The 25,653-nt window shown below is 70.0% G+C and carries 24 protein-coding genes and 4 pseudogenes; 12 read left to right on the forward strand and 16 right to left on the reverse strand.

Features of this window, described 5'->3' with window-relative positions:
• The first annotated feature begins 131 nt into the window (after positions 1–131).
• From AC5K6T_RS21770 to AC5K6T_RS21790, 5 genes are all read left to right on the forward strand, one after another.
• Entirely contained in the window at positions 132–623 is a 492-nt protein-coding gene (locus tag AC5K6T_RS21770; RefSeq protein ID WP_493211436.1) for an ATP-binding protein, read from the forward strand.
• A gap of 44 nt (positions 624–667) precedes the next feature.
• Positions 668–940 carry a hypothetical protein gene (locus AC5K6T_RS21775; protein ID WP_493211438.1) on the forward strand — a complete coding sequence of 91 codons (273 nt, stop codon included), beginning with the start codon at positions 668–670 and terminating at the stop codon, positions 938–940.
• 148 nt (positions 941–1,088) lie between these two features.
• A complete protein-coding gene (locus AC5K6T_RS21780; protein ID WP_167307964.1) occupies positions 1,089–1,256 on the forward strand; it encodes a hypothetical protein in 168 nt (55 codons plus the stop codon).
• An 85-nt stretch (positions 1,257–1,341) separates the two neighbouring features.
• Positions 1,342–2,538, forward strand: coding sequence for a JmjC domain-containing protein (locus AC5K6T_RS21785; protein WP_493211439.1), 1,197 nt, complete (start codon positions 1,342–1,344; stop codon positions 2,536–2,538).
• Positions 2,472–3,311, forward strand: coding sequence for an aldo/keto reductase (locus tag AC5K6T_RS21790; RefSeq protein WP_493211441.1), 840 nt, complete (start codon positions 2,472–2,474; stop codon positions 3,309–3,311). The genes AC5K6T_RS21785 and AC5K6T_RS21790 overlap by 67 nt, the downstream gene beginning before the upstream one ends.
• A 5-nt stretch (positions 3,312–3,316) precedes the next feature.
• Here AC5K6T_RS21790 and AC5K6T_RS21795 read toward each other — a convergent pair whose 3' ends face one another.
• Complete coding sequence (locus tag AC5K6T_RS21795; RefSeq protein ID WP_493211443.1) at positions 3,317–4,174, reverse strand: hypothetical protein; 858 nt, start codon at positions 4,172–4,174, stop codon at positions 3,317–3,319.
• 90 nt (positions 4,175–4,264) lie between these two features.
• On the opposite strand from AC5K6T_RS21795, the pseudogene AC5K6T_RS21800 reads away from it, so the two are divergent.
• Positions 4,265–4,419 (forward strand): annotated as a pseudogene (locus AC5K6T_RS21800) (flavoprotein); the annotation flags it as partial.
• Between the two features lie 47 nt (positions 4,420–4,466).
• Here the strand turns inward: AC5K6T_RS21800 and aspS are convergent.
• Positions 4,467–5,777, reverse strand: coding sequence for an aspartate--tRNA(Asn) ligase (aspS, locus tag AC5K6T_RS21805; protein WP_493211445.1), 1,311 nt, complete (start codon positions 5,775–5,777; stop codon positions 4,467–4,469).
• Positions 5,778–6,390: 613 nt separating this feature from the next.
• Between aspS and AC5K6T_RS21810 the strand changes: the two genes are divergently transcribed.
• The 3 genes from AC5K6T_RS21810 to AC5K6T_RS21820 all read left to right on the forward strand — a co-directional run bounded on the left by AC5K6T_RS21810 (position 6,391) and on the right by AC5K6T_RS21820 (position 8,444).
• Positions 6,391–7,077 carry an SPDY domain-containing protein gene (locus AC5K6T_RS21810; RefSeq protein ID WP_493211446.1) on the forward strand — a complete coding sequence of 229 codons (687 nt, stop codon included), beginning with the start codon at positions 6,391–6,393 and terminating at the stop codon, positions 7,075–7,077.
• A 105-nt stretch (positions 7,078–7,182) separates the two neighbouring features.
• Positions 7,183–7,641, forward strand: coding sequence for a hypothetical protein (locus AC5K6T_RS21815; protein ID WP_493211448.1), 459 nt, complete (start codon positions 7,183–7,185; stop codon positions 7,639–7,641).
• 98 nt (positions 7,642–7,739) lie between these two features.
• Positions 7,740–8,444: a hypothetical protein gene (locus tag AC5K6T_RS21820; RefSeq protein ID WP_493211450.1), complete on the forward strand. Its 705-nt coding sequence runs from the start codon at positions 7,740–7,742 to the stop codon at positions 8,442–8,444.
• Positions 8,445–8,578: 134 nt separating this feature from the next.
• On the opposite strand, the gene AC5K6T_RS21825 is transcribed toward AC5K6T_RS21820, so the two are convergent.
• The 8 genes from AC5K6T_RS21825 to AC5K6T_RS21860 all read right to left on the reverse strand — a co-directional run bounded on the left by AC5K6T_RS21825 (position 8,579) and on the right by AC5K6T_RS21860 (position 16,738).
• Entirely contained in the window at positions 8,579–8,971 is a 393-nt protein-coding gene (locus AC5K6T_RS21825) for a hypothetical protein (protein ID WP_493211451.1), read from the reverse strand.
• A gap of 103 nt (positions 8,972–9,074) precedes the next feature.
• Entirely contained in the window at positions 9,075–10,739 is a 1,665-nt protein-coding gene (locus AC5K6T_RS21830; RefSeq protein WP_493211452.1) for a relaxase family protein, read from the reverse strand.
• Between the two features lie 4 nt (positions 10,740–10,743).
• On the reverse strand, positions 10,744–11,148 hold the full coding sequence (locus AC5K6T_RS21835) for a plasmid mobilization protein (protein WP_493211453.1): 405 nt from the start codon (positions 11,146–11,148) through the stop codon (positions 10,744–10,746).
• A gap of 238 nt (positions 11,149–11,386) precedes the next feature.
• Positions 11,387–12,721, reverse strand: coding sequence for a hypothetical protein (locus tag AC5K6T_RS21840; protein ID WP_493212168.1), 1,335 nt, complete (start codon positions 12,719–12,721; stop codon positions 11,387–11,389).
• A gap of 143 nt (positions 12,722–12,864) precedes the next feature.
• A complete protein-coding gene (locus tag AC5K6T_RS21845; protein ID WP_493212170.1) occupies positions 12,865–13,554 on the reverse strand; it encodes a zinc finger domain-containing protein in 690 nt (229 codons plus the stop codon).
• A 5-nt stretch (positions 13,555–13,559) separates the two neighbouring features.
• Positions 13,560–14,408 (reverse strand): helix-turn-helix domain-containing protein, encoded by an 849-nt coding sequence (locus tag AC5K6T_RS21850; protein WP_493211455.1) that lies wholly within the window; start codon positions 14,406–14,408, stop codon positions 13,560–13,562.
• 335 nt (positions 14,409–14,743) lie between these two features.
• Positions 14,744–14,953: a hypothetical protein gene (locus AC5K6T_RS21855; RefSeq protein ID WP_493211456.1), complete on the reverse strand. Its 210-nt coding sequence runs from the start codon at positions 14,951–14,953 to the stop codon at positions 14,744–14,746.
• A gap of 333 nt (positions 14,954–15,286) precedes the next feature.
• Positions 15,287–16,738, reverse strand: coding sequence for a recombinase family protein (locus tag AC5K6T_RS21860; protein WP_493211458.1), 1,452 nt, complete (start codon positions 16,736–16,738; stop codon positions 15,287–15,289).
• A 23-nt stretch (positions 16,739–16,761) separates the two neighbouring features.
• Here AC5K6T_RS21860 and AC5K6T_RS21865 point away from each other — a divergent pair.
• Positions 16,762–17,202: pseudogene (locus AC5K6T_RS21865) on the forward strand (aminotransferase class I/II-fold pyridoxal phosphate-dependent enzyme); the annotation flags it as partial.
• A gap of 16 nt (positions 17,203–17,218) precedes the next feature.
• Here the strand turns inward: AC5K6T_RS21865 and AC5K6T_RS21870 are convergent.
• Together AC5K6T_RS21870 and AC5K6T_RS21875 are read right to left on the reverse strand one after the other, a co-directional pair.
• On the reverse strand, positions 17,219–17,482 hold the full coding sequence (locus AC5K6T_RS21870; protein WP_005483716.1) for a type II toxin-antitoxin system RelE family toxin: 264 nt from the start codon (positions 17,480–17,482) through the stop codon (positions 17,219–17,221).
• Positions 17,475–17,744: a type II toxin-antitoxin system Phd/YefM family antitoxin gene (locus tag AC5K6T_RS21875; RefSeq protein ID WP_005483715.1), complete on the reverse strand. Its 270-nt coding sequence runs from the start codon at positions 17,742–17,744 to the stop codon at positions 17,475–17,477. The genes AC5K6T_RS21870 and AC5K6T_RS21875 overlap by 8 nt, the downstream gene beginning before the upstream one ends.
• Before the next feature lie 100 nt (positions 17,745–17,844).
• Between AC5K6T_RS21875 and AC5K6T_RS21880 the strand changes: the two are divergent.
• A pseudogene (locus AC5K6T_RS21880) lies at positions 17,845–18,285 on the forward strand (aminotransferase class I/II-fold pyridoxal phosphate-dependent enzyme); the annotation flags it as partial.
• Between the two features lie 467 nt (positions 18,286–18,752).
• On the opposite strand, the gene AC5K6T_RS21885 reads toward AC5K6T_RS21880, so the two are convergent.
• The gene (locus AC5K6T_RS21885) at positions 18,753–20,840 is read right to left on the reverse strand and encodes a hypothetical protein (RefSeq protein ID WP_493211460.1); all 2,088 of its coding nucleotides are present in this window, start codon (positions 20,838–20,840) and stop codon (positions 18,753–18,755) included.
• Between the two features lie 271 nt (positions 20,841–21,111).
• On the opposite strand from AC5K6T_RS21885, the pseudogene AC5K6T_RS21890 reads away from it, so the two are divergent.
• A pseudogene (locus AC5K6T_RS21890) lies at positions 21,112–21,525 on the forward strand (aminotransferase class I/II-fold pyridoxal phosphate-dependent enzyme); the annotation flags it as partial.
• Here the strand turns inward: AC5K6T_RS21890 and AC5K6T_RS21895 are convergent.
• From AC5K6T_RS21895 to clpB, 3 genes are all read right to left on the reverse strand, one after another.
• Positions 21,444–21,692 (reverse strand): hypothetical protein, encoded by a 249-nt coding sequence (locus tag AC5K6T_RS21895; protein ID WP_493212225.1) that lies wholly within the window; start codon positions 21,690–21,692, stop codon positions 21,444–21,446. The pseudogene AC5K6T_RS21890 and the gene AC5K6T_RS21895 overlap by 82 nt on opposite strands.
• Before the next feature lie 204 nt (positions 21,693–21,896).
• Positions 21,897–22,460 (reverse strand): type III secretion system chaperone family protein, encoded by a 564-nt coding sequence (locus AC5K6T_RS21900; protein ID WP_493211462.1) that lies wholly within the window; start codon positions 22,458–22,460, stop codon positions 21,897–21,899.
• A gap of 182 nt (positions 22,461–22,642) precedes the next feature.
• Positions 22,643–25,264, reverse strand: a complete 2,622-nt coding sequence (clpB, locus tag AC5K6T_RS21905; RefSeq protein WP_493211464.1) for an ATP-dependent chaperone ClpB — start codon at positions 25,262–25,264, stop codon at positions 22,643–22,645.
• Positions 25,265–25,653: the final 389 nt, after the last annotated feature.

Genomic DNA, 25,653 nt, shown 5'->3' on the forward strand with positions numbered 1-25,653 from the left:
TTGACTGAATATCAGCCGTCCACGGAGCCCGCGCAGGGTGCAGCTTCCGGAACGGTTCTCAGATCGGCGGCTCCGCCCCTGTTTCCCCGTCGGGGACGGAGCCGCTTCCCAACTCCTCGGAGGCGTCAGCCATGCCCACGCTTGCCCATCGGTTCGTCCTCGCGGGTGAGGAGAGGGAAGTTTCCCTCGCCCGGCGCACGGTCGTCGACAAGGTGCATGCGTGGGGTGTGCCGTTGAACGATGACGCGGCTGACGCCATCCGTCTCGTCGCCTCCGAGCTCATCAGCAACGCCGTGGTCCATGGGGAAGGGCCCGTCACCGTCACGCTGTACCACCGGCCCGGCCGCCTGGTGATCGACGTACTCGACGACAATCCTGCTGCTCCGCAGACGAGTTGTGCACAGGCCGACGACGAGAGCGGGCGCGGCCTGGCGCTGGTCGAGCTTCTCGCTTCGCGGTGTGCCTGGGAACCCGTCGGCCAGGGCAAACGCGTATGGGCGGAGATCGCGCTTCCCAAAGCGGCGCCCGCCATCCGAGCTGCCGTTCTGCGCAGGCTATTCGCGCTACGGCCGAAGCGCGGCGCAGTAGCTGAGCCCGAGTCACTCACCCTGGCGGTCGCGTGATGGGACGACACACCTTACGAGCGAATCCGCTACCTGATCCCAACGTGGTCTTCCGGCCCACCCGCCGAGACATCGACCCCGTCACAAGAGAGCCCACTGACTACGCGCTATGGGATCGCCACGAGTGGCAGGCAAGCGGCGAGTGCTGGCTGTGGTGCGGACGCGACGACGTCGAGGTGACGTGGATCGGGCCCGTCCGGTCGAGCGGCATGCACGCGGCCCTCTACGCCTGCCGTGCCTGTCTGTACGAGCTGGACCAGCGAGTTCTAGAGATCAACATGCGCGAGGACGTCGGCGGCCTGCCGAACCACCGCTGACCTGCGCCCTGTCCCTGGCGCCGGACTGCCACTCATCGAGCTGCCAATGACCGCCGCCCCACCGCAACCCACATCTCCCACGGCCGTGGGGCGGCCATAGACCTCCCGTCGGAGCCCTGAGGGAGAACCGAAGAGGAAGGAGTACGAGGTGGCAGAGCCCACGACACCGCCTCCGGCCCGGAGCGGCCTCCTGGTGGCGGTGCAAGAGCTGACCGCCGTCCACGACCGGTACGACAGCCTCCGGTCGGACAACCAGGGTAGTTCCGGCGACGCGCCGTGGCCGGGTGGCGACGGCAACCTGCACGACAGCGAGTAGGCACCAAGCGGTGAGGGCCGACGTGGTCGGCCGCGCCGGCCCTCACCGTGTCCGCATCAGTGGTCGAACCCATGGAGGACACACGATGGAACACCGGTTGATCAGCGCCATCGAGGCAGCGCTCGGCTGGCGTGGAGCCGAGGAGCTGGGCAAGGACTTCGTACGCGGGAGCATGGACGACCCCGCACTCGTCTCCCGCATCATGACCCCGAACCGCCTGCTCGACGTCGCGATGCGCAGGAGCCTGAACCGCCCGCAGTTCCGGTGCTTCCAGAAGGGTGAAGAGGTCCATCCGGCCATCTACTACACCGACAGCGTCAGCCCCCGCGGCCAGAGCATCTCCATGGTCAACATGCGCAGCCTGGGCAGGCTCCTGGGCGAAGGCGCGACGGTGATCATGGACCAGGCCAACGTCTTCGATCCGACCATGGAGGTCGCCTGCCGGGCCCTGCAGTGGTGGTCCCATGAGCGGGTCCAGGTCAACGCGTACCTGACGACGAACGACGCCTCCGGCTTCCCTCTGCACTGGGATGACCACGATGTCGTCATCGTCCAGCTGGCGGGTGAGAAGGAGTGGGAGGTGCGCGCGACCTCCCGCGCGGTCCCGATGTACCGGGACGCCGACCCCAACAGCACTCCGAGCGACGAGATCATCTGGTCCGGCCTGATGCGGACCGGCGACGTCATGCACATCCCGCGGGGCCACTGGCACCAAGCGACACGGACCGGCAGCGGCTCCGGCAAGAGCCTTCACGTCACGTTCGGCATCACCAAGCGCACCGGGGCGAGCTGGCTCGCGTGGCTGGCCGACTGGTGCCGCGAACACGAGATCTTCCGCCACGACCTCGACCGCTGGCACGGAACCAGCACCACCGCGCTGACCGAGGCCGCCGCCCAACTGGTCAGCGAGCGTCCGCCGGCCGACTTCTTCGACGCGTACGAGCAGGCGACGACCCTGCCTCGGCACGTGCCGTTCCTCGACGTACTCGGGCCGCTCGACGCCGTGGTGTGCACCACCCATTTCCCGCCCCAGATTCACGAGCGCGGAGAGACCGTCGACGTCGTGGCCTCGGGGAAGAAGCTCACCCTCGCAGCCAAGGCCCTGCCCGCCCTACGTCTGCTGCTCAGCGGCAAGCCGGTCGCGCTGGAACAAGCCGCGGCCGTCGTCGGAGCCGAGGTGGCGGAGGTCGCTGAGATCCTGGTGGAGGAGGAGCTGTGCGCGGTGCTGACCCCCGAGTTGTTCTCGGGCTACACCGGTCTCGTCACGAACGCCGGCTCCTGACCGGGGCGCTCGACCTCGGCGTCACAGCACTCGACACCAGCACCAACTACCTCGGCTTCCGTTCGCATCAGATCCTGGCGCAGACGGCCGGAGACCTGCTGCCGAAGTTCACCGTCTCCACGAAGGTGGGCTACTTTCCAGGACCGGGCGGGGCGGAGCACTCCTTGAACCCCGTACGCCTGCACGCGGCCGTGGAACAGGCGGCTGGGGACCTGGGGCAGGAGCCGGATCTAGTGTTCCTGCACAACCCGGAACACTCGCTCCGCGAGGCCGGCCCGCATGGCCAGGAGATGCTGACAGAAGCGTGCGCTGCCCTCGATGACGCCACGAGCAAGGGCCTGTGCGCCGCCTGGGGCATCGCCTCCTGGGATCCATCACCCCTGGTAGGACTGATCGGCCCGACCGTACCGAGGCCGGCGACCCTCATGGTCCGCGCCGGCCTACTCGTCGGAGTCAGAACGCTGGACGCCGCGGATGCCTTCATCAAGGCGTGGGACCTGGACCCCAGCGAGGTATGGGGCATGAGCCCCTTCGGCGGCAGCACCAGCGACTCGGTGTGGGCCAAGGTTGACCCCCGTGTCTTCCTCGGTGGCATCCATCAACTCTCGCGTGTGCAGGCGGCGTTCATGGCCGCCTATCACCTGCCGAGGGTCGGCGCTGTGGCTGTGGGCACTGATGAGCCTGCCCATCTGGGCGAACTCGTCGGCGCCCTGGTCGGCAAGGTTGAGGAACGAACGGTCCAGGAGTACCGGAGTCTCCTGCGAGACCGTTGACGCGATCAGCCGGCCTGAAGCTCCTTGATGACCTGCTCGGCGATGCGCCGGGCGGGTTCCAGCCGAGGGTCTTCCGGGTGCGCGTACGGCCCGAGGATCTTCGAGCAGGCGAACAGCGCCATCAGCTTGCCGTCCCGGCTCTCAAAGTCCGACCGGCGCTCGTGCCATACGCGATCGGCCAGAGCCGGGACAGCAAGCGAACTCACCCACAGCGAGGCCGAGTCCAGCCCCAGCGGCGCGTTACCCCAGTCCTCCCAGTCGAAGAGACTGAACGCCGGAGCCGTCATGTTGGCCCAGTTCAAGTCCGCGTGGGCTGGCACCCACTGCTCGATGGTCGTATCGAAATCGCCGGAGAAAACACCGCGGACAGACTCGGTGACGAGGGCCTGGGTGACAGTCTCGGTGTCCGGCGTGGCGACCCGCCTCGTGCTCTGGGCCGCCAGCGCGTCGAGCGACGCGTTCAGTGCGCCCCACCAGTCGTCCGGCAGCTCCGGGCCTTCACTCAGGATGGCGTTTCCGACAGGAGCCCCTGGCAGGAGATCGGTTTCGTCGGCTCGCCACATCACCGGCCCGTCCGGGGCCCGCCAGACCACACATCCGTGCCATTCGGGCTGGGCGATGCCCTTCAGACGGGCGGCACTCTCAGTCCCGTTCCACCCCTGGTCGGAGATCTTGTCGAGCAGGCGCCGCTCGATCCGAACCCAGGTGTCGCGGTCTGTTCTGGCCCCCACGGATCGGCGCTTACGCACCATCGTCTCCGGGAGCAGCCCCACTTGGAGAGACCGCTCGACGCGATCAAGAACCTCGTCAACCGGCTGTACACGTAGGTCGACAGCCTGACCCGTGGAGACCGAGAGCGTCATGGACGCGACCGTAGCAGTGGCGCGGTGAGAGGCGCCCGTTTGCCGAAGTACGGGCGGTAGCCACCAGCCACTTCATAATCCGACTGCAGGGTCCCCACCGCCGTCCTGCCGTTTCTGAACTCTGATCAGGCTGCCTACCCCGTTACGGCCTGAGTTTGGAGCGGCTGCACGAGATGGGCGTCCTGATCGGTTCGTCCGAGCCCCACCGCCCGAAGGCCGGGGGCGGGGCGGACTGGCCCTGCTGAGAGGAGGCGCTGGAAACTGCTCAAGCCCAGATTGTCCGTGCGGCCAGCTATGGGGTGAGCCGGTTCGGCCCGCGAAAGAGGAAGCTGGCTTGGCGGATGGAGTCCAGCCCGAGCATCACCATCAGCACTCGCCCGAGTCCCATGCCGAGGCCGCCGTGGGGTGGGCATCCGTACCGGAACGCGTTCAAATAGTCCTGCATCGGCTCGGGGCTCATGCCCTTCTCGGCGGCTTGCTTCAGCAGCACGTCGTACCGGTGTTCGCGCTGCGCGCCGGTGGTGACCTCAAGGCCCTTCCACAGCAGGTCGAAGCTCAGGGTCACACTCGGGTCGTCGGCAGCCCGCATGTGGTAGAAGGGCCGGATGCCGACCGGGTAGTGCGTAATGAACACGAACTCGTGCCCGGTGGCCTCCTTGATGTAGGCCGAGATGCTCCGCTCGCCTTCCGGGTCCAGGTCTTCCTTCTCCCCTGCCGGGTCCCAGCCACCCTTACGCAGGATCTCCTGTGCGTCGGCCATGGCGATGCGGGGGAAGGGCGTCGTGGGCACAGTGACCTCGACCCCGAAGTGCTCGGCGATCGCCTCGCCGTGCGCGTCGGCGACCTTGGCAATCGCATGGGCGAGCATCTGCTCCTCGAACGCCATCACGTCCTCGACGCCGTCGATCCACGCCAACTCCACGTCGACGCCGGTGAACTCGGTGGCGTGCCGGGAGGTGAACGACGGCTCCGCGCGGAAGACCGGCCCGATCTCGAAGACCTTGTCGATGCCGGCCGCGATCGCCATCTGTTTGTAGAACTGCGGCGACTGCGCCAGGTAGGCGCTGCGGCCGAAGTAGCCCACCTCGAAGACCTCAGCGCCGGACTCCGAGGCGGTGCCCATGAGCTTGGGGGTGTGCATCTCGGTGGCGCCCTGCGCGTAGGCGTACTCGCGCATGCCCTGTTCCAGGGTGGTCTGCACGGCGAACAGCAGCTGAGTGGCAGGACGGCGGCGCACGTCCAGGAAGCGCCAGTCCATCCTCTGCTCCAGCCCTGTGTGCTCGTCGACGGGCAGCGGTGTCACGGCTGGGTTCAGAACCTCGACAGCCTCGGGGACGATTTCGAGGCCACCGAGCTTGACCTGGGCTGCGTCGACGACGCGTCCTGTGATCTTGACTGCTGACTCGGGGGTGAGAGCTTCGAGTTGGGCCTCCAACGGCCCGTTGTCGCGCTTGTGGGTCACCTGCACCATGCCGGTGTGGTCGCGCACGATGACGAACTGCATTTGGCGCTGCAGGCGGAGCGTCTTCACCCATCCGCAGACGGAAACGGTACGGCCAACGCGTTCTCGCAGGTCGGAGACGGGTACGCGGCTGTGGATCATTCGGTCCTCCGAAGGACGTCGTCATGATCCCTTGGGAGTGCGGGCGAGAAGGGCAACTCGCGGTACCACCGCACTTTCGCCGCCACCAGGTGGCGGCCTCGTTCAGGCCCAGTGACGGGGGCCGGCCGGCGGGGCATTGAACCACCAAACGGGGTCGTTCCTCCCCGCGCTCAGGAGGGTCTTCACCACAGGACGCGAGACCGCCTTCCCAGCTTCCGGCGGCTCTCTCTGCTCGCGTGATCTGTGGGTACTCGCCTCCGTCAACGCGTTGCCCAGCAGGATACGGAGCGGGCAGTGACAGCAGCAATCAAAAAGACGGGCGCGCAGCCAGAGACGCATGAAGGAACGCGGTTTACTCGCTCGTCGTCATGCCGTCTGCCCCTTCCGTACTCAGGCCGGACGAGGGGGCTGGCCCCTACGTGCGAGGGCAAATTTGTCCGCCTTCTTTCCAGTTCGCCATCGGCAGACAGGAAATCCCCGGAAGTGACTGGTGCCCGGCCGCAAGCCATGTCAACGTACACACCCCGCCAGAACACCCACCCCCGAACCCACGGAGGCGCCCCTGTATCCGCACCACCCCAACGACCCCCTCCGCCCTGACTCGCAGGAGCCGTTGTACTGGGTCACCCCTCGGCACCTGGCTGGTGACGACGGCGTACTCGCCGAGCAGATCGGGTCCGCCCTGACCGGTCTCGGCTGGCGCATGTGGCCCACCTCCCGCGACACCCTGTTGTACGTGAGCCCGGACGGGCTGTGCGGTGCCGAGTGGGTCCTCGCGGCCTACCCGTTCGAACTGGGCGGGCTGCCCGTGGCCTGGCAACTGAGTGCCCGCCCGGACGCCGACTCCGTGATGACATCGTGGAACGCGTACTTCACCGCCGGTATCCCGTATGAGGCACTCGCCGACCTCCTCGTTGCGGTCGACACGCGCGAGGCGCCCGACATCGGCTACGAGGGGCCCGAGACGGTCCTGAACGCGCTTGGCGCCCAGGGCTGGGTCCGTGACCTGGACAGTCCCCACACCACCGCCATGGACCCCGGGTTCTCCGCCACCGTCTCCCTGGAGCTGCAGCCGCCGCTCGTCCAGGACGCCGATCCGCGCCCCGGCTTGATGGGCTGGCAGGCGTGGACGGAACCCGTCCTCGGCGCCCCGTATCTGTGGTGCGCCAGTTTCAGCGCCGGCGTCCCCCATGACCTGGTCGCCGCCTTCGCCTCCTCGCTGGCCTCGCCGGCCGTGGTGTCCCGCCGCACCTTGCCCAAGGACGCCGAGGGCCGGCTCATGGTCGTCCGCCGCAGCTGAAGACCCACGCCCCGCGGGTGGCTGGCGTGCGGCTCCTCGCCGAGCGCCGATGTCCTTGAGAGGGCTGTTCCCCGGACTCGCCGGATGACAATGAAGGAGACCCGGATGTTCCGAATATTCCGGCGCCGTGTTCGCGCCGACCGTGAGTTCCGTGATGCTCAGCTTGCGGGCCAGGTGCTGCTGCAGATGCACACCGAAATGCCCTGGCCCGATGCGCCCGGCCCTGTCGCCGCTGCCGTCCAGGACACCGGGGAGGCTGGGCCGGACTCCGACTTCCTGCCGCCGGAGTTTCGGGCGCCGTCCCGACAGGACGTCGCCGGGTTCATGATGCGCTGGGACCAGCCGCTCGTCCTCGACGGCGAGGTACGCGAGTGTCCCGCATGCGGCGCGTACCGGAACTGGGTTGTCCTCTGCCTGCGCGACGACTCGGTGTGGCTGCGCTGCCGTGCCGGTCATACGGCGAGGGAGCCGGGGCTGGACGCGGCCTGGTACAACCGCCACTCCGGTCCGGCCGACCATTGGCACCCCACCCTTGAGGACGGGCTGCGCCACCTCGGCCACTGACTCCCACGAAACCCCCTGTCCCCTTCCCCTCCACATCGCCGGCCCCGGAGAGCCGGCTTGGTCAGACCGTTCGCTCCGCACCAACATGGGGGTTCCACATGCGTTTTCCCACCACGACCGCGCTCTGCCTCGGTACCGTGTCCGTCCTGGTCCTGACGGCCTGCTCCAACAGCAGCACCCGGGCCACAGACCCGACGTCTTCCGCCTCCGCCTCCGTTTCCGGACGCCAGGAGGGCAGGAACGCCCCGGCTGCGGGGCCGTTGTCCTCGGCCGCGCTGGCAAAGAGGCTTCTGGACGAGGGTGACCTGGGCGAGGGCTACGCCCGCAAGGCGGAGCAGCCCAGCCGGCACGATGACGTCACCGTGACCGGCTGTCCCGCGCTGGGTGAACTCGGCGGCGACGCTGCGGCCGGCGGCAGCCTCGACTTCCCGCACCGGGCGAAGGTCTCCTTCACCTACGCAAGCGGCACCGGCTCGGAGGTCTCCGAGGATTTGTACAGCGGCACCGCAGCCGAGCTCTCCAGTGGCGTGGGCCGGATCTTTGAGGCGATGACCTCCTGCTCCAGCTACCGGGTCCTCGCCGGCGGCACGGCCGTCACGGTCACCGTCCAGGAGGTGCCCGCCCCGAGGTTGGGTGACGAGCAGTGGGGCCAACTGCTTACCTTCACGGCAGGAGGACGTAGCCAGGTTGTTAAGCAGACGGCTGTTCGTGTGGGGATGGTGGTTGCGGTGGTCTCGGGTTCGCCCGCGCTGGTTGATGCCCATGTGGCGGAGGCGGTGGCGAAAGCCCGTGTGACCTCGTGAGTTCGCGTGGATGGCGCAGGCCCGGCCGGTGTTTCCGGTCGGGCCTGCAGCGTGTGTGGGGCCTGGGTGCGTGGTGCTGACGCCGCAGGCCGGTGGGAGGAGTCCTGAATTGCCGCCCGTTGGTGTGTGGTCGGTCAGTCTTCTTCGAGTTCGGCGTGTTCTTCGCGTGCATACAGGGCGCTTTGGAGGTCGGTCAGACGCTCGAACTCCGCGTAGTCCTCGTCGGTCATGAGGTCGTAGACGCTGTCCAGGCAGTCGTCGGGCAGCTGGTACGCGTACTTCATGTACAGGCTGACGAGGGCCTTCGCCACCAGGTCGGCTTCGCTCATCCAGTCGGCCTCGTCAGGCAGCCCGTGCGCAACGGCCATAGCTATCTCGTCCGAGGTGCTGGTGGCGAACAGATCGTGCTCGGCGCCGGTGAGGGGGCGGCCGTCGCGGCGGTACAGGCGACCGGGTTCGTCGCGGCGGGAGGGGTCTACGTCGGCGAGGAGGATGACGACGCGGGGGCGGATGTCGGTCTGGGACATGCAGGGGGTTCCTTCCGGAGGTCGGGGGTGGGGCACAAATGCTCCGGACGATCCCCGGTTTCGGTAACCGGGGATCGTCGGCTACAGTCCGCGCGCCTGAGGGTCAGCGCCGCCGCGCAGGAGGCCGCTGCTGAAGCGGCACGCCGACTGTGGGGCGGGCTGCTGCCTGGGCGCGGGGGCCGGGGGCATGACGCTCGCCGAGGCGCCGTATGCGCCAGGTCAGCGCGCGGGCCGGGCTGTGGGCGTCGTCGAGCGTGCGCTGTCCGAGGGCCTGGTCCAGGACGGTGACCGCGTTGTGCCCGGCGGCTTCCGCCTCGGCGAGCACGGTGGCGAGCGCGTCCCAGGAGGCGTCGTTGAGGATGCGCTCGGCGTGCTCCGGCACCGCCTCCTGGAGGTGATGGGCGAAGCGGCGCTTGATCTGGTCACTGGGGGTGCGTTGTGCGAGGCCCGCCAGGACCGGCTCGGCAACCTGCCCGTACGCGATCTGCAGATGGACGAGTGCCTGTGCGGCGGCGGCTTCCTGCTGGGCGTGCTGGTGGGTGCGGTGCCAGTGCACGGCGAACGCCACGGCGGTGAGGGCGGCGTCGAGGAGCATCGCCAGCCCCGTGCCGTCACGCTCCTGTGGGCGGTCGCGCCAGATCGCCTGGATGCTGCGGCGCAGGGCGCGGGTGCTGGCGAGATCGGCGGTGATACGGGAACGGGTGGCGCGCTCGAAGGCGGCTGCGGCCCGTTCGAGTTCGGCCCTCAGCGCGGCCGGGGCGGTGACCGGGAGCAGGTCCAGCGTCGCACCGAGCGCGACGAGCTGGCCCTGGGCGGCGGAGGCGTCGTCGTGGGCCAGGTGGTGGGGGATGCGTTCGGCGGCGGCGGTGGCCTGGTGCCACGGGTTGCCCGGCCGGGCGGTGGCCGGTGCGGAGCCGGTGGTGGCGAGGCTCTTGCGGATCTTGGGCAGGGACAGGTCGGGGGAGAGGGTGGAGCCCGCGTAGAACACCGGCTCGCCTTTGTCGTTGGTGTCTGCGGGCAGGGCGAAGTTGCAGCCCAGCGCGTCGCCGGAGGGGCCGAGCTTGAGGCGCACGATCACGTCCGTCGCCTGCAGCAGGGCGAAGAACTCGGCCTCGTCGGCTGCGGCGGCAACCGCGCGGCGGACCCGCAGACGCAGCACGTCGCGGGTGGCGGCGTCCTGGCCCAGGCGCTTGGCCTTGAAGTGTTCCTTGCTGGTGGGGCGCTTGGCTCCGGTGCCGTCTCCCTGCTTCAACTGCCGGAGCCCGTAGTCGATTTCGATCTTGCGGGCCTCGCTCTGGACGGCGCGCTGGTCGTAGCCGCGCTCGGGGCGCCGTCCGTCCTGGCGTACGAGGGTGGCGGCGATGTGGATGTGGTCGTCGGCGTGGCGGACGGCCACCCAGCGGCAGGCGTGCTCGTCCCCGTCGGGGGCGATACCGGCGGCAGCCACGATCCGACGGGCGATGTCGGCCCACTGGGCGTCGGTGAGGATCGGGTCCTCGGGGGCGGCGCGGACGGGGCAGTGCCACACGGTGTCCTTGGGCGCCTTGTCCCCCAGCATCTTCACGGGCTGGTCGAGTTGTGCGACGAGCTGGGCCATCGCGTCCTTCGGATCGCGGTGGGGGCTGCGGCCGGGGTCGGGGGCGAAGCCGTTCCAGGAGGCCACCAGGTGGGGGTCGGTGTGTTCGTTGGCCCGTCCCTTGCCGAAGAGGTAGCCGATCGTGCGGCGCGTTGCATGCGGGCCGACGCCTAGGATGATCTTGGGGATCACCCGCTCACCGCCCCTCAGTGACCTGGGCTACGGCGGTGTCCAGCTCGGCGATAGATGCCTCGACGTGCGCCAGGAGCCGCTGGACGACGTCGGGGTGGGGCCAGGCACCGTCCTTGTTGAGGTGCCATGTGAGCTGGTTGAGGTTGTTGCCGATCATGCCGAGCCGTCCGTTGGCGGCCATCAGCGCCTTGACCATGGCGCGGTAGTCGGCGACCGCCGCGGTGGGGTCGTCGGTGCGGGCGGCGGCGAGCGAGCACTCAGCCACGTAGCCGCCAAGGGCCATGCCGCTCAGGGCAGCGGCATTCACGATCAGGGCGAACTCGTCGTCGTTGTAGCGAGGGTGGACGCGGCGCTCGCGCAGCTGCTTGTCACGCAGACGGCGACGCGGCGCAGACTGTTGCTGCGGCATGCTCGACGACGACTCGGCTCCCCCTGTCCCGGTTGGTCCCCCCGGGCCGGCCGACTCCGGTGCCGCCCCGGCGCCGGACGCCTCCACCCCCTCCAGGGCGGGGGCCGGATAAGGACTCCTTATCCGACAACTTGCTGCGCGTGTGACGGGAGTGGTGACCATCTCCTCCTGGGGAGTGGGGAGTTCGTGGTGCGGGTCGTGCATTGAGCGGTTCTCCTCCGGTGCTGGGTGGAGCAGGTCAGTGGGGCTGGCTGGCGCGAGCAGGCTTCAGCTCGGCCTTGACGGTGCGGACGACTTCTCCGGCGGTGTCGCTGGCGACCCTGTAGCCGTCCTCGCGCACGGCTTCCTCCAGCAGGTCGCGGGAGAGGCGTCCGGTTTCACGGAAGATGCGATGGGCGTACTCGGTGAGGAGACCGGGTGTCGCCCGCGGCTTGCGGCCCGGGCGATTCGGCTTCGCCCGCGCGGCCTCGCCCGGATTGGCGTCCGGCGGTTCCTCGCTCGGTTTCGGGTCCGGGCTCGTGGATGTGCGGGCGGGCCGGTACGGGCGGGCTACGGGCTCCGGGCGGGCAGCCCGGTGGGCGGCGTCATCGCCCGTACCGGTCTCGGGCGGGCAGCCCGGATACTCTGCCCGCTTTGTCGCTGTGGCCCGCGGGCGGGTGGTCGTGGAGGTGCCCGTCGTGTCCGTGGTGAGGGCGGGCCAACGCCGGGGCAGCGGAACGGAGGCCAGGGCGAGCGCCTGTTGGCGGGCGGCGAGCTTGCGCAACAGCAGCTGGTCCTGGCGCTCGTCGCGGTCGACGTCGGCCTGCTCCAGGGCCTGGTGCAGGCGGCGGGTGAGGCGCCGGCCGCGCCGGTTGGCGCGCTTCTCCGGCGTCATGGCCTCTGCACGGAGGATCAGGGTGACGGCCCGGTCGAGGGCGCGCTCGCGGATGATCCGGGCGGCGTCCGCGTCCCGGTCGGCGACTCCCAGGCGGGCCAGCAGCCGTTCGCGCGCCTGCCGGGTGAGGACGGCGGTCAGGCTGCGGGAGTCGGCGTGCGGGCTGCGGTTGCGTAGTTCGATGCCCATGGCCAGGTGCCACAGCACCGCCGCCAGGACCGGGCCGACGAAGGCCCGCACGGTTCCGCCGACCAGCCCGGACTCGGCGAAGGCGGGCACGATCTGCACGCCGGTGATCACCCAGGTGAGCGTGCCGGGCACCCCGGGCGCCTGCTTCGGGCCGTTGAGGTTCATCCGGGCCATCAGCGCGGCGGCGAACAGGGCGAGCTCGGCGACGGCGAACATCGCGGCGCGCTCGGCGGTGCCGCCCATGTCGAGGTAGTCGGCGGCGAAGCGCCAGCTGGTGTCCGCGCTGTAGGCGGTACAGCCGATCGCTGCGACAGCCGCGACCGGGATGGCGGCGCTGCCACGTCGCTGCGCGGCACCGGGCTTCTGGGCGCGTCGACGCAGGAGCCATCCAATGAGCAGAATGCCGACGAGAACCAGGACGGCGCCGACCACCGACGGAGTGGCCCAGTGAGGCAGGAGCGGCGCGAAGCCACCGTCGGCGCTTGTCTGTGCGGTGTTGCCGAGGGTCATGCAGACGGTCTCCACGGGGAGGAAGGCGAGGGGAGTGAGGACGTACACGAAGGGGCGTACACGCGGACCCCTCCTGTGAGGAGCCCCACGCGTGATAGCTGCCGCGTGTGATCAGCGCGTCCACGGCAGGGAGTCAGTGCGGGTCACGCTGCTTCTTGCCGAGCGCGCTCCGCCACGGCGAAGTCCACGCGGGTCGGGTGGGGCGTCGCCCGGGGCGCGTTACCCCGGGCACGGCCGTCGAGACCGACGCGCCGGTTACGGCAGGGTTCGCCTTGGGGGGCGTGGCACCACTGGCACGGAACGCTGAGGGCGTCGGGCTGTCCCGCGGCGACGGCCGCCTCGCGTGCGGCGCGGGCCGGCCGGTAGGGGGCCAGCTCGGCACGGACTGTCGGCGGGATGCACGTTCCGATGGCGGCGAGGCGGGACTCGATGTCCGGGTGCGGGGCACCGCTGGTGATCTGCCGGTGCGTCGAGGGCTCGGCCCTTCCGGCGGCGACAGCGTGCCGCGTGCGGAGCAACTCGGCACGCCAGGAGGCCGAGTCGTCCGGATCGGCGGACGGGGTGGGGTCGGTGTGTCGGTCGAGGCGGTCGCGCCGGTACGCGCGCCACTTGCGGGCGACGTCCACGGGCAGGATCGGGTACGGGGAGTCCAGGACGTGTGCTCGTATCGCCTCGCGGACATCCCAGCCGTGTTCCGTCACGAGCGGCACGTCGCCGAGCAGCTCGTGCCATTGGACGAGTTGGTCACGAACCTCGTTCGTGCCGGTTCGGATGGCTCGGGGGTCGAGGCGGCCGATATAGGCGAGGACGGCGGCGACTTCGCGTCGTTGCAGGGTGGTTACTCCGTTTCGTTCGGTTCGTCGAGGGCGGCGAGCAGGGCGGCCATGTGTGCCTCGGAGCGGCTCATGCCGGTGGCTGGGGCAGGGGCGTTGCCACCGGGCAGGGCGCGCAGATGCGGGCGTTCGGGGGTCGGGGTGTGCTCGCGGGTAATCCATGCACGCCAGTCGGCAGCCCATGCGGAGGCGGTGCGGGGCGCCGATGCAGCCCGGTAGGTGCGCCACTTCTCGTCGGCGGCGTGGAAGGCGTGCTCGCCGAGTCGGTCGAGGTGGCCGTGGTGTTGCAGCCAGGCCCCGGCGTCGTCGTCGATCTGCCAGTCGGCGGCGGAGATGAGCGGGGCAGAGCTGCTGCTGTTACTACCGTTCACCTTCGGTTCTCTTCTGTTCTGGGGGTCGGAATCCGCACCCGCAGAGGGTCTGAATCCGAACCCCCCAGGGGTCGGAATCCGAACCGGGGGATCAGATTCCGAACCCCCTTCGAAGGCGTCGACAGGGTCGAATTCCGGTCCCCCCGGGGTCGGAACCCGATCCCCCAGGAGGGTCAGATCCTGATCCCCCTCGGCGGCCTGTTCGGCGAGGAACCGGGCCGCGTCCGGCAGGTGGTAGTACGTCTCTCCGCGCGGCCCTTTGCGGCCGGCGAGCGGGACCAGCTCCCCGTCGGCGATCAGCTTGGCCAGGGCGTCACGCACTGCCGTACGGGAGGCGTTGGCGCGTTTCATGAGGGTGGGCACGGACGCGTACGCGATGCAGCGCCGGTCGGGGCACCGGTCGGCGATCAAGGCGAGGATCATGCGGGCAGTGCCCTTGCTGCGGCTGTAGTCCCACACCCATTCGCGGGCGTCAAGGCTCATCTGGAGGCGGCTCCTACGTCGAGGCTGAAGGCTGCGCGCGGGTCCGCTTCAGGCGGCGTGCAGGAAGGGGGCGCGGCTTGGAGTTTCCTGGCGCGTCTGCGGCGGTCGGCACCGCTGCGCGCAGGCGTACACAAGGGGCACCTTGGCCCCCGCGATGGCGTGTCGGGGATTCGCGACTCCGGAACCAGTGTCCGGGGCGCACGACCAACACAGCCACACCCACCAGGCACAAGTCCAGCACTACGCCGAGAAAGCGAACAGCTCAGGGCGCACGCGTCCTGTGCCGCATTTCCGAAGCGGAAGAACCGAATCCCAAGCTGCCGAAGCGGGCGTGGTCATGCCGCCTGGGCATAGCTCTCGGCGGAGAGCAGGTCCGCGAGCCGAGCCGCGCTCCGCGGGCTGATCGTCGCGGTGAACCCGTCGCACACGCGCCGGAGAGCGGCATCCCTGGCCTCATTCGGCTTCTGGCGGCGGTCGGATTCGTACTCGGGGGCGATGTCGCGGTCAGGCTGGATCTCGGTGAGCTGTGGCTGTCGTTGGGGCATAGACGTCCTTGGGGCATATCGGTCGGCGATCCACCTGCCACGACGCGGAGCGAGCGGGCAAGCGGTGAGCGACGTCAATGATCCGGAGAATCCCCGGTTTTGCTAACCGGCGATCATCGACTATGTTGCCTGGCCGCGCGCACGCTCGACACCCTGAGCCGGCCTCGATCCCTGGCACCAACTACGGCTCGCCCACTCGCACTTGGGCAGGACAGAGAAGCGGGCGGACACGGACCCAAGGCGGCGACGCTGCGCCTGAGGACGTCGTACGACCCACGCCCCTACCTCCCCGCACCCCCGGCGGGACTTCGCGAGGACCGGGCTGCCGACCCGTTACAGCGGGTTCTGCTCGATGCCGATCCGGTCCCAGTCCATGTATCGGCCGAACTTCTTCGTCTCATCGATGACCACCCCGGAGAACAGGAACCGCAGCACTGCGTTGCGCCGCTCGTCCGTCATGTCCTCAGCGTTCCAAGCCGCCCGCGCGCCCGCGCCCGTCAGACCGTCGAGGAGCACCATCGGCCGGACGACGACCTTGCGCTGCGCCTTGGCGATCCGGTCGGTGATCTCCTTGCGCATCTTGCGGTACTCCGCCGTGGAGATCTCCTTCGCGGTCCACATCTGGTTCAGCTCGCCGAGTAGCCGTTGGTCGTCCTCCAGCTCCTCGGTCACGCTCTCGGAGAGATTGCTGCTGGCGAGGCGACCGTCCACGCGCAGCTTGCCAAGCAGTTCGACCGCGGCGTCTACGACGAAGTCCTCCAGCGTCAGGGCCGTGATCGACCGGGTGCACTTCTTGTCGTCGTTCCGGCCCCTGCGGTTGCACTGGTAGACCGGTCCGGTGCCCTTGGCCGTCCCGGACATCAACGTCCCGCACCGCCCGCACATCACCAGCCCCCGCAGCAGGTAGTAACGCTGCGCCGGCTTGCTGAGCGCCTCCCGATACACCGCCGACCGGTACTCACGCCGCGTCCGCGCCTCCGCCCACACACCCGCGTCGATGATCGCGGGCCAGGATCCAGGGCCGACCTCCTCGCCCTGATGCATCCGAATTCCGGCGACGTGTCGAGAGTCGAGCAGCGCACGGACAGTGCCGCTGGTCCACGCCTTGCCGCCGGCCGTACGGATGCCCCGGCCGTGCAGGTCCTTCGCGATGGGTGCCGCCCCCTCCCCCTTCAGGTAGCGGTCGAACACCTCCCGGACGATCTCGGCCTCCTCCTCGACGACCGTCATCCCGTCCTTGGTGTAGCCGAACCGCCTCACCCCGCCCTGCGGCTTCCCCTCCCGCGCCCGGTCCTGCATCGCGGACTTCAACCGCCGTGAGGTGTCATCCGACGACCGGCAGGCGTGCGCGACCTCGATACGGAGGATGAAACGGTCGTCGGGGTCGGAGAGGTCGCGCCGGTTCGCCTCACCGTGAAGCGTGATGGCGTGATCGTCGGAGACTTGGAGCAGTTCCTCCAGGTCACGAGGCTGCCGCATAAGCCGGTCGGGGTGATAGGCGATGATGTGCCGGAACCCACGATTCCGGGCGTCCTCTAGCAGACGGTCCCAGCCGGGCCGCTTCCGCTTGCGGCTCCAGGCCGAGCGGCTGTTGTCCACGAAGACGTGGGCGGGGTCGATGACGAAGCCGCGCCGGTCGGCGATCTCGCGGCAGATGCGCTCCTGACGGTCGACGCCGGTCTGGTCGTCGTCGTCCGCCTGGGATATGCGGCAGTAAATGGCCGCGGGCTCACCGGCGGCGGCGTTGGTGCTGGTGTTGCCCCTGGTGGGCCTGTTGCGCGGCATATGAATGAGTGTACGAACAAGGAGTCGCCTGGGCTACCGGCGCGCCCGCGCTCGTCTCGGCCGTGCGCTCGGCGAAGCAGTACCTCACCTATGTAGCGTCCGGACCGTTCCAGTACGCCGTCGCCGAGGCCCTCGCGCTGCCGGACAGTTACTTCGAGGGCTTCCGCGCGGACATGCTCGCCAAGCGGAACGTCCTGGCCACGGGCCTGGCGGACGCCGGGTTCGACGTGTTCCGGACGGCGGGCACGTACTTCATCACCACCGACATCCGCCCCCTCGGCGAGACCGACGGCTTCGCCTTCTGCCGCGCCCTGCCCGAACGCGCGGGCGTGGTCGCCATCCCGAACGCCGTCTTCTACGACCACCGCGAGGCCGGCGCCCCGTTCGTACGGTTCGCCTTCTGCAAACGCACCGAGATGCTGGCAGACGCGACGGAACGGCTCCGCAAGGCGTTCGCCTGCTGACCGATGTCAGGAGCGCTCAGGTGTCATAGACGGTGGAGCGATGCCCGACGTGTACGACCCACACCACCAGTTCGCCGTTGTCGATCGTGTAGATCACGCGGTAGTCGCCCACCCGGAGGCGGCGACGGTCGGGCTGGGAGACGAGGGCCGTGGTGTTGAACCCCGTCGGGTCGCTCTCCAGCTCAGTCAGCTTGGCCAGAATGCGGAGGGCCATGTCTCGCGGGACCTTGCGGAGTTCGGCCTGAGCCTCGGCTCGGAAGACGGTGCGGTACTCACTCACTGCGCGCCAGCGTCTCCCTCATGATGTCCTCGATCGGGATGCCGGGTGCCGGGTTGGTCATGCGCTCGTCGATGATCCGGTTGATCTCGCGCTCTTCCCACTCCTGGTACTTGCGCAGCACCTCGATGGACACCACGGCGGCGACCTGCTTGCCGCGCCGGGTGATGACGGTAGGTACGTCGTCCCGGTCGGCCCGCTCCACGACCTCGGCCAGATGTGCCCGGACATCGCGGATGGACTCTATCGGCATGGGCTGTGTCATGCACCCAAGAGTACCGAGTGTCCCATGTGTACACAACGGCTCACTGTCGCTCGGGGGTGTAGCCTTCGGACCCGCATGAGAATGAGTGCGTGAACGCGGAGTCGGCTGGGTCACGGCCGCACCGGACCTGGTGGCCGCGGTGCGCTCGGCCAAGCAGTTCCTGACGTATGTCGCCTCCGGGCCCTTCCAGTACGCCGTGGCCGAGGCCCTGCGCCTGCCCGACTCGTACTTCGCGGACTTCCGCGCGGACATGCTGGCCAAACGGGACCTGCTCGCGGGCGGCCTGGAACGGGCGGGCTTCACGGTCTTCCGCCCGGCCGGCACGTACTTCATCACCACCGACATCCGGCCCCTCGGCGAGAGCGACGGCTTCGCCTTCTGCCGCTCCCTCCCCGAACGGGCGGGGGTCGTCGCCATCCCCAACGCCGTCTTCTACGACCACAAAGAGGCCGGCGCACCGTACGTCCGGTTCGCGTTCTGCAAACGCGTCGAAGTCCTGGCGGACGCGGCGGAACGACTCCGCAAGGCGTTCGCGCACTGACCGCCGCTCCATGGGGCCGGTCGTCCTTGGCGCGGCCGTCCTCCGACTCCGGTCGGCCCGACGCCTGCACCGCAGGAGCCCGTCGCAGCCCGCGCCCCGGTTCGCCTTGCCTTCCGCACGGGCGAGAACACCGGAGGCTATCCGGTGTCCTCAGGGTGTCGCGGGGAGGCGTACACAAGGATCACAGTCGTGGTGTCCGGGCTGACCAGATAGCGGACCCTGCCGCCGCTGGTGATTTCGTACTCCCACTGCTCCACTACGCAACGCCGCCAGCAGTGCCACGCCGTCCTGCGCGTGGAGCGCGCCACGCACGGCCCGCAGTCCGTCCTCGCCCCATCCCACAGCCACGACCCCGACGGTAGCGCGCCACCGAGAGCGTACGACGCCAGGACCATCGGTTTCGCTCCGCCCGGCTCCATGCCAGTGCCGGCGCACCCGGCGTCTGGGGGCCAGGCGGAGTCGCCCGGTCAGCGGCGCCGCTTGCGGCCGCTCCCGCCTGAGGAGCGCCGGGCCTTGCGGGCGCGGCCGATGCGGGCGCCGTGGGTACCCAGTGCCCGGGCCGCCGGCTGCCTGAGCTCGTCGAGTCCTGCCCGGTCCGGGTGCGCGGAGTCCAACGCGGCGGCCACCGCGTCCCTGGCCTGGGGGCCCTGAGCGCGCAGCATCTCCTCGACGCCGTCCCCGCCGCCCGCCAACTCCACGAGCTGCAGCAGGCTCTCGGCGAGCACCAGCAGATGCTCGGCATCGGTCATGTCCTGTGGGGACAGCAGCTCACGGTGTGCCAGCGCGTTCAGCGCCAGCGGCGCCAGCTGTGCGTCTTGCCGCAGTGTGCGCAGCAGCCGCTCGCCCTCACCCTCCGGCAACGACGCCGCCAGCACGTCGAGCATCGCCTGCGCACGCGTGCGGAAGGTCATGGCTCTTACGGCGTCGGTCAGTTGCCGCAGGGCGCCGTCCCGCTCGCCGCGGGCCGTGATCCAGCCGGCCAGCTCCGTGCGAGCCGTGTCCGGGTCGTAGTCCTCGGCCAGCACCCCCAGCAGGCCGGCCGCCGGGGCCTGGGTCAGTTCACCGACCAGTGGTGCGTCCCGGCCGGCCGCCAGCAACCGCTGTCGTACGGCCCAGGTACCGAGCTCGGTGAGACGGATGAGCTCGACCGGCCCAGCGGTCAGCTCCTCTCGCCGGGCATCGGCACGCTCCCGCGCCGCCGGGTCCGTTGCCGCCCCCGCGACGCCCAGCAGCTCCGCGAGCTCCGGCGGCATGCCCGTGGGCAGCTCGGGTCCGGTGTCGGAGAGGTCGACGTCCAGGAACACCCGGTCGGCCATCCCACGGTCACGCTCGATCGCGCCCAGGTCGTCCAGCAGGGCGAGTACCGTGCGCAGGTCCCGGTCGGCGTGCTCGAACCACATCCGGTGCCGGAGATCCGACCCGCCGTCCAGCTGGAAGCGGGTCCGATAGGCCAGGTGTACGGAGTCACGCAGCCGCGGCCAGGGCATCGGGTACGGCAGGCTGTAGAGCGTGTTCAGCACATCTTCCAGGATGTCCTCATAGACGTCGAAGAGCATCGACTCGACGTGCCAGCCGCTCCGCGCGCCGATCAGGGCCTGCCGCAACTCGAAGCACGTGTCAAAGGCGCGCAGCCACAGCCGGAGCGGGTCGGCCAGCACCGGCCGGGCCTTGGCCACCGCGTGCAGACGCCCCTTGACCACCCGGACCAGCCGCGCCTTCTTCGCCCACTCCAAGAGCAGTCCCAGCCGCGGCAGGTCGGCCGAAGAGCGCACCCCGTCGACCTTGTCCCCGGTGTCCAGTACGTCCACCAGCTCGCGGGCATCTGCCATCCGCAGCCGCCCCGCCGCCGTCACCGCGCGGCCGTCGCGCCCCGCCCACTCGGCGAGTCCGCGCAACTGCGCAGGAACCGCCGATGCCTCGGCCCGTCGACGCAGTTCGCCGTCCGGTGGCAGCACCACGGGCAGCTGCGGCTCGGCCCGCGGCACACCGGACAGTGTGTGGCCGGTCACCCGCCGTTCCATGATCGCGTCGAGGGCCTGCTGGTCGTAGACGACCTCCCCACGCTGCGCCCGCTCCGTGAAGCGCCGCAACGCCGCCCCGTCCAGGACGTCCACGCCCTGCTCGGCCGCTGTCATGGCCCAGAACTTCGCCATCCCCCAGCGGGTGCGGTCCGCCATCGCCGCCGGATACCGCCCCGCCGTGGCGTCGACCGCCGCGAGGGAGTCCTCAAGGGTGGGGCCGCGCGGGTCCGCCAACCGCGTGGCGTGCAGATAGCGCAGCAACGTGCGCAGTGTGCCCGGAGCGTCGGCGTGTTCCTCCCCGGGCAGCTCGGTGACCTGCTCGGGAAGCCAGGAGAGGAGTAGTTCCTCCACATGGCGCGACTCCCACAGTCCCAGTCGGCCGTCGGCGGTCGCCCGGTGCCGGTAGTCCAGTGCCCTCTCGGCCGTGAACCCGTCCACCGGCAGCGCCTGCTCCCCGGCCCACCGGACGAGGCGGTCGACCAGCAGCCCGCACGCCGCCTCGAACTCTTCCTCGGCCCCGGGTTCGAACCGCATCCGCATGACAATCGTCCACCCTGTCAGGAACAGTCCTTGCCGCCTCACGCTATCGCCCGTCCGGGGCCGACAAGACAACTCGGCTGAGGGCGAGCGGTCGGCTACCGCAAGGGCCGTACATGGGGGTGTCACCCCCAGCGACTGCGGCATTGAGTCTCCGTGCGACGAACCGGGTTCTCCGTCACACGGACTCATGGCACCGGGCCGACCGACCTCGCCGGCCTCCCCGAGGGCGTGCCGCGCATCCTGCGCACAGGTGCACGAACGAGGTGTCGCCTGGGTCACGGCCGCACCGGACCTGGTGGCCGCGGTGCGCTCGGCCAAGCAGTTCCTGACGTATGTCGCCTCCGGGCCCTTCCAGTACGCCGTGGCCGAGGCCCTGCGCCTGCCCGACTCGTACTTCGCGGACTTCCGCGCGGACATGCTGGCCCAACGGGACCTGCTCGCGGGCGGCCTGGAACGGGCGGGCTTCACGGTCTTCCGCCCGGCCGGCACGTACTTCATCACCACCGACATCCGGCACCTCGGCGAGAGCGACGGCTTCGCCTTCTGCCGTTCCCTCCCCGAACGGGCGGGGGTCGTCGCCATCCCCAACGCCGTCTTCTACGACCACAAAGAGGCCGGCGCACCGTACGTCCGGTTCGCGTTCTGCAAACGCGTCGAGGTCCTGGCGGACGCGGCGGAGACGGTCTTCGCACGGCGCCCGAGGGACACGATGGTGTCGAACTGCATCGACTTGATCGTGCTGGAGTGCTCGGCACTCCGCGGGGTCATGATCACCTTTCCGTCGGCCCCGAACAGGACCGTGTATCCCTTGGGGAACTCGGTGTGCACGATCGCGTCGACGCTCATCAACGGCTCCTTCCCGAGGGGTGAGGACACGACGGACGGTGCCGCGTCGCCGAGCCCGTCGGGCCGGCCGACGCGCGCGCCTCCCGGTCGTCGGGCCGTCGTACGGCGAGAGCCCGGCCGGGTGGGATTCCGGGCCGGGCTCTTCCGTGGCGGACGTCCCCTGCGGGACGCCCGGGCGGACCGCTGCCGCCGGGGTGGGACGGGTCAGGCGCCCGGCTCGTCCGAGTCGCCGTCCTGCGGCCGCTCGGTGCCGTCGACGCCGCCGATGTCCTCGACGTCCTTCTCCAGCCCGAGCTGCTCGACCAGCCAGCGCTCGAACTCGATGGCCGCGCGCACCCAGCTCACCGTCGACGACACGAAGTGCTCCAGGCTCACGCCCGTGCCGACCAGCATCTGCGCCTCACCGATCAGGCGGACCGTGCCGTCGTCGTGCGTGTGCGTGTAGAGCTTCGGCCACAGGGTGCGCCGGTTCCAGTCGTCGATCGCCTCCAGAAGCTGCGGCTTCTCCTCGATGGGGTGCGGCCGGTCGTAGAAGGTCCGCACCGAGAAGACCTGCTGCTCCCCCTCACCGCGGAACATGAAATACGTGCGGAACTGCTCCCACGGCGCCGCGAGGTCACCCTCTTCGTCGACGACGTACTTCAGCTCCATCTGGTCCAGGAGCTGCTTCACAAGGTCCTGATCCGGGACGACGGGGCCCGCCGGTCCTTGGGACTGGGGCTGGGGCTTGCCCCCGAAGTTCGGAATCGAGGACGGGTCGATGCTCACCGTGAATTTCCCTTCGTACGGATTCCGTCATCCTCCCCCATGCGGGGAGGGGCGTGGCAACCCCCGACTACCCCTGTCAGCCCTCGGCGGACACGATCAGGCCGATCGCAGCACAGAGCGCCCCGCCCCCGGGGGAAGGGGGGCGGGGCGCGCCGGGTCCGCGCCGGTTCCCCCGGGGCCCTCTAGAGGGTCTTCCCCGTGGCGGGTCCCACCCGGAGGCCCTCGCCGGAGGTGTCGACCCGGACCGTGTCGCCGTCCTTGATCTCGCCCGCGAGGATCTCCTTGGCGAGGCGGTCGCCGATCGCGGTCTGCACCAGGCGGCGCAGCGGGCGGGCACCGTAGGCCGGGTCGTTGCCCTCCTCGGCGAGCCAGGCCAGGGCCTCGGGCGTGACGTCGAGGGTGAGGCGGCGCTCGGCGAGGCGGCGGGCCAGGCGGTCGATCTGGAGCCGGGCGATGCGGCCCAGCTCGTCCTTCGACAGCGCGGAGAACACCACCAGGTCGTCCAGCCGGTTGAGGAACTCGGGCTTGAAGGACACCCGCACCACGTCCAGGACCTGCTGCTTCTTCTGCTCCTCGGGGGTGTCCGGCTCGACCAGGAACTGGCTGCCCAGGTTCGAGGTGAGGATCAGGATGGTGTTGCGGAAGTCGACGGTGCGGCCCTGCCCGTCGGTGAGCCGGCCGTCGTCGAGGACCTGCAGCAGCACGTCGAAGACCTCGGGGTGGGCCTTCTCCACCTCGTCCAGCAGGACGACGCTGTAGGGGCGGCGGCGCACGGACTCGGTGAGCTGGCCGCCCTCCTCGTAGCCGACGTAGCCGGGGGGCGCGCCGACGAGACGGGCGACGCTGTGCTTCTCGCCGTACTCCGACATGTCGATGCGGACCATGGCCCGCTCGTCGTCGAAGAGGAAGTCCGCGAGGGCCTTGGCCAGCTCCGTCTTGCCCACGCCGGTCGGGCCGAGGAAGAGGAAGGAGCCGGTGGGCCGGTCCGGGTCGGCGATGCCCGCACGGGAGCGTCGTACGGCGTCGGAGACCGCGCGCACCGCCTCGCCCTGGCCGATCAGGCGGCGGCCCAGCTCGTCCTCCATGCGCAGCAGCTTCTGCGTCTCGCCCTCCAGCAGGCGGCCTGCCGGGATGCCGGTCCAGGAGGCGACCACGTCGGCGATGTCGTCGGAGCCGACCTCCTCCTTGACCATGGTGGGCTTCCCCCGGAGCGAGACGGCCTCCTCCTCTGCCTCGGAGGCGGCCTCCAGGTCCCGCTCCAGCGTGGGGATCTCGCCGTACAGCAGCTTGGAGGCGGTGTCGAAGTCGCCGTCGCGCTGGGCGCGTTCCGCCTGGCCGCGCAGGTCGTCGAGCCTCTCCTTCAGCTCGCCCACCCGGTTGAGGGACTGCTTCTCCTTCTCCCATCGGGCGTTGAGGCCGCGCAGTTCCTCCTCCTTGTCGGCGAGGTCGCGGCGCAGCTTCTCCAGGCGCTCGCGGGAGGCGGGGTCGGTCTCCTTGCCGAGGGCGAGTTCCTCCATCCGCAGCCGGTCGACGGCCCGCTGGAGTTCGTCGATCTCCACGGGCGAGGAGTCGATCTCCATACGGAGCCGGGAGGCCGCCTCGTCGACGAGGTCGATGGCCTTGTCGGGCAGGAACCGGGAGGTGATGTACCGGTCGGAGAGGCCGGCGGCGGCGACCAGGGCGGCGTCCGCGATCTGCACCTTGTGGTGGGCCTCGTAGCGGCCCTTGAGCCCGCGCAGGATCGCGATGGTGTCCTCCACGCTGGGCTCGGCGACGAGCACCTGCTGGAAGCGCCGCTCCAGCGCCGGGTCCTTCTCGATGCGCTCGCGGTACTCGTCGAGGGTGGTCGCGCCGACCATGCGCAGTTCGCCGCGGGCGAGCATCGGCTTGAGCATGTTGCCGGCGTCCATCGCGGAGTCGCCGCCGGCGCCCGCGCCGACCACGGTGTGCAGCTCGTCGATGAACGTGATGATCTGCCCGTCGGAGTCCTTGATCTCGGCGAGGACCGTCTTCAGCCGTTCCTCGAACTCGCCGCGGTACTTCGCGCCCGCCACCATCGCGCCCAGGTCGAGTGCGACGAGCCGCTTGTCCTTGAGCGACTCGGGCACGTCGCCCTTGACGATGCGCTGGGCGAGCCCCTCGACGACGGCGGTCTTGCCGACGCCCGGCTCCCCGATGAGCACGGGGTTGTTCTTGGTGCGGCGGGACAGCACCTGCACGACCCGGCGGATCTCCTGGTCCCGGCCGATGACGGGGTCGAGCTTGCCCTCGCGGGCGGCGGCGGTGAAGTCGGTGCCGAACTTCTCCAGCGCCTTGTACGAGCCCTCGGGGTCGGGGGTGGTGACGCGCCGCCCGCCGCGCGCCTTCCGGAACGCCTCCAGCAGCTTCTTCGCGGTGGCGCCCTGCCGGGTCAGCACGTCGCCGGCGGCACCGCCCTTGGCGGCGATGCCGATCAGGAGGTGCTCGGTGGACAGGTACTCGTCGCCGAGGTCGGCGGCGCGCGCCTGCGCGTCGGCGATCACGGCCAGCATCTCGCGGTTGGGCTGCGGCGGCGCGACCGTGGACCCGGTCACGCTGGGCAGCTGGGCGAGGGCCTGCTCGGCTCCCGCGCGTACGGCGGCCTGGTCGGCGTCGACGGCCGCGAGCAGGTCGGTGATGTTCTCGTTGGTCTGCCGCGTCCCCTGCCCCTGGAGCAGTGCCAGAAGCAGGTGGACAGGGGTGAGGTCCGGGTTCCCCTCGGTCACGGCGCGGTTTCCGGCCGCGTTGATCGCGTCCCGGCTCCGGTTGGTCAGCTCGGCGTCCACGTTCGCGTTCTCCTCCTTGCGTCAGCCGTCAGTGCCACGTCTCCCAGTGCTGACTCAGCTAACGTACACAAAGTTGAGTCTATTCCACTCAAGGCAGTGCGGGGAGCCTTTCCGGGCAGACGGGCACCCGGTGTCCGGGTGCGGGACGCCACGGCCGTCCCGCACCCGTCCGCCGGCCCCGTAGGTTCGGGACCGCGACCGCCCGTTCAGGACCGTCCGTCCAGGAGGACCACCGGTTCGGGACCGTCCGTCCAGGAGGGCCGCCGCATCGGGGAGGGCCGTCCACCCAGGAAGGCCGCCGCATCCGGGAAGGCCGTCCGCCCAGGAAAACCGCCCGTCCGGGAAGACACGGAAGCCGTGGAAGCCTGGAGGACGCGGAGGACGCGGAG

Source organism: Streptomyces sp. B8-7 (genome assembly GCF_058833805.1).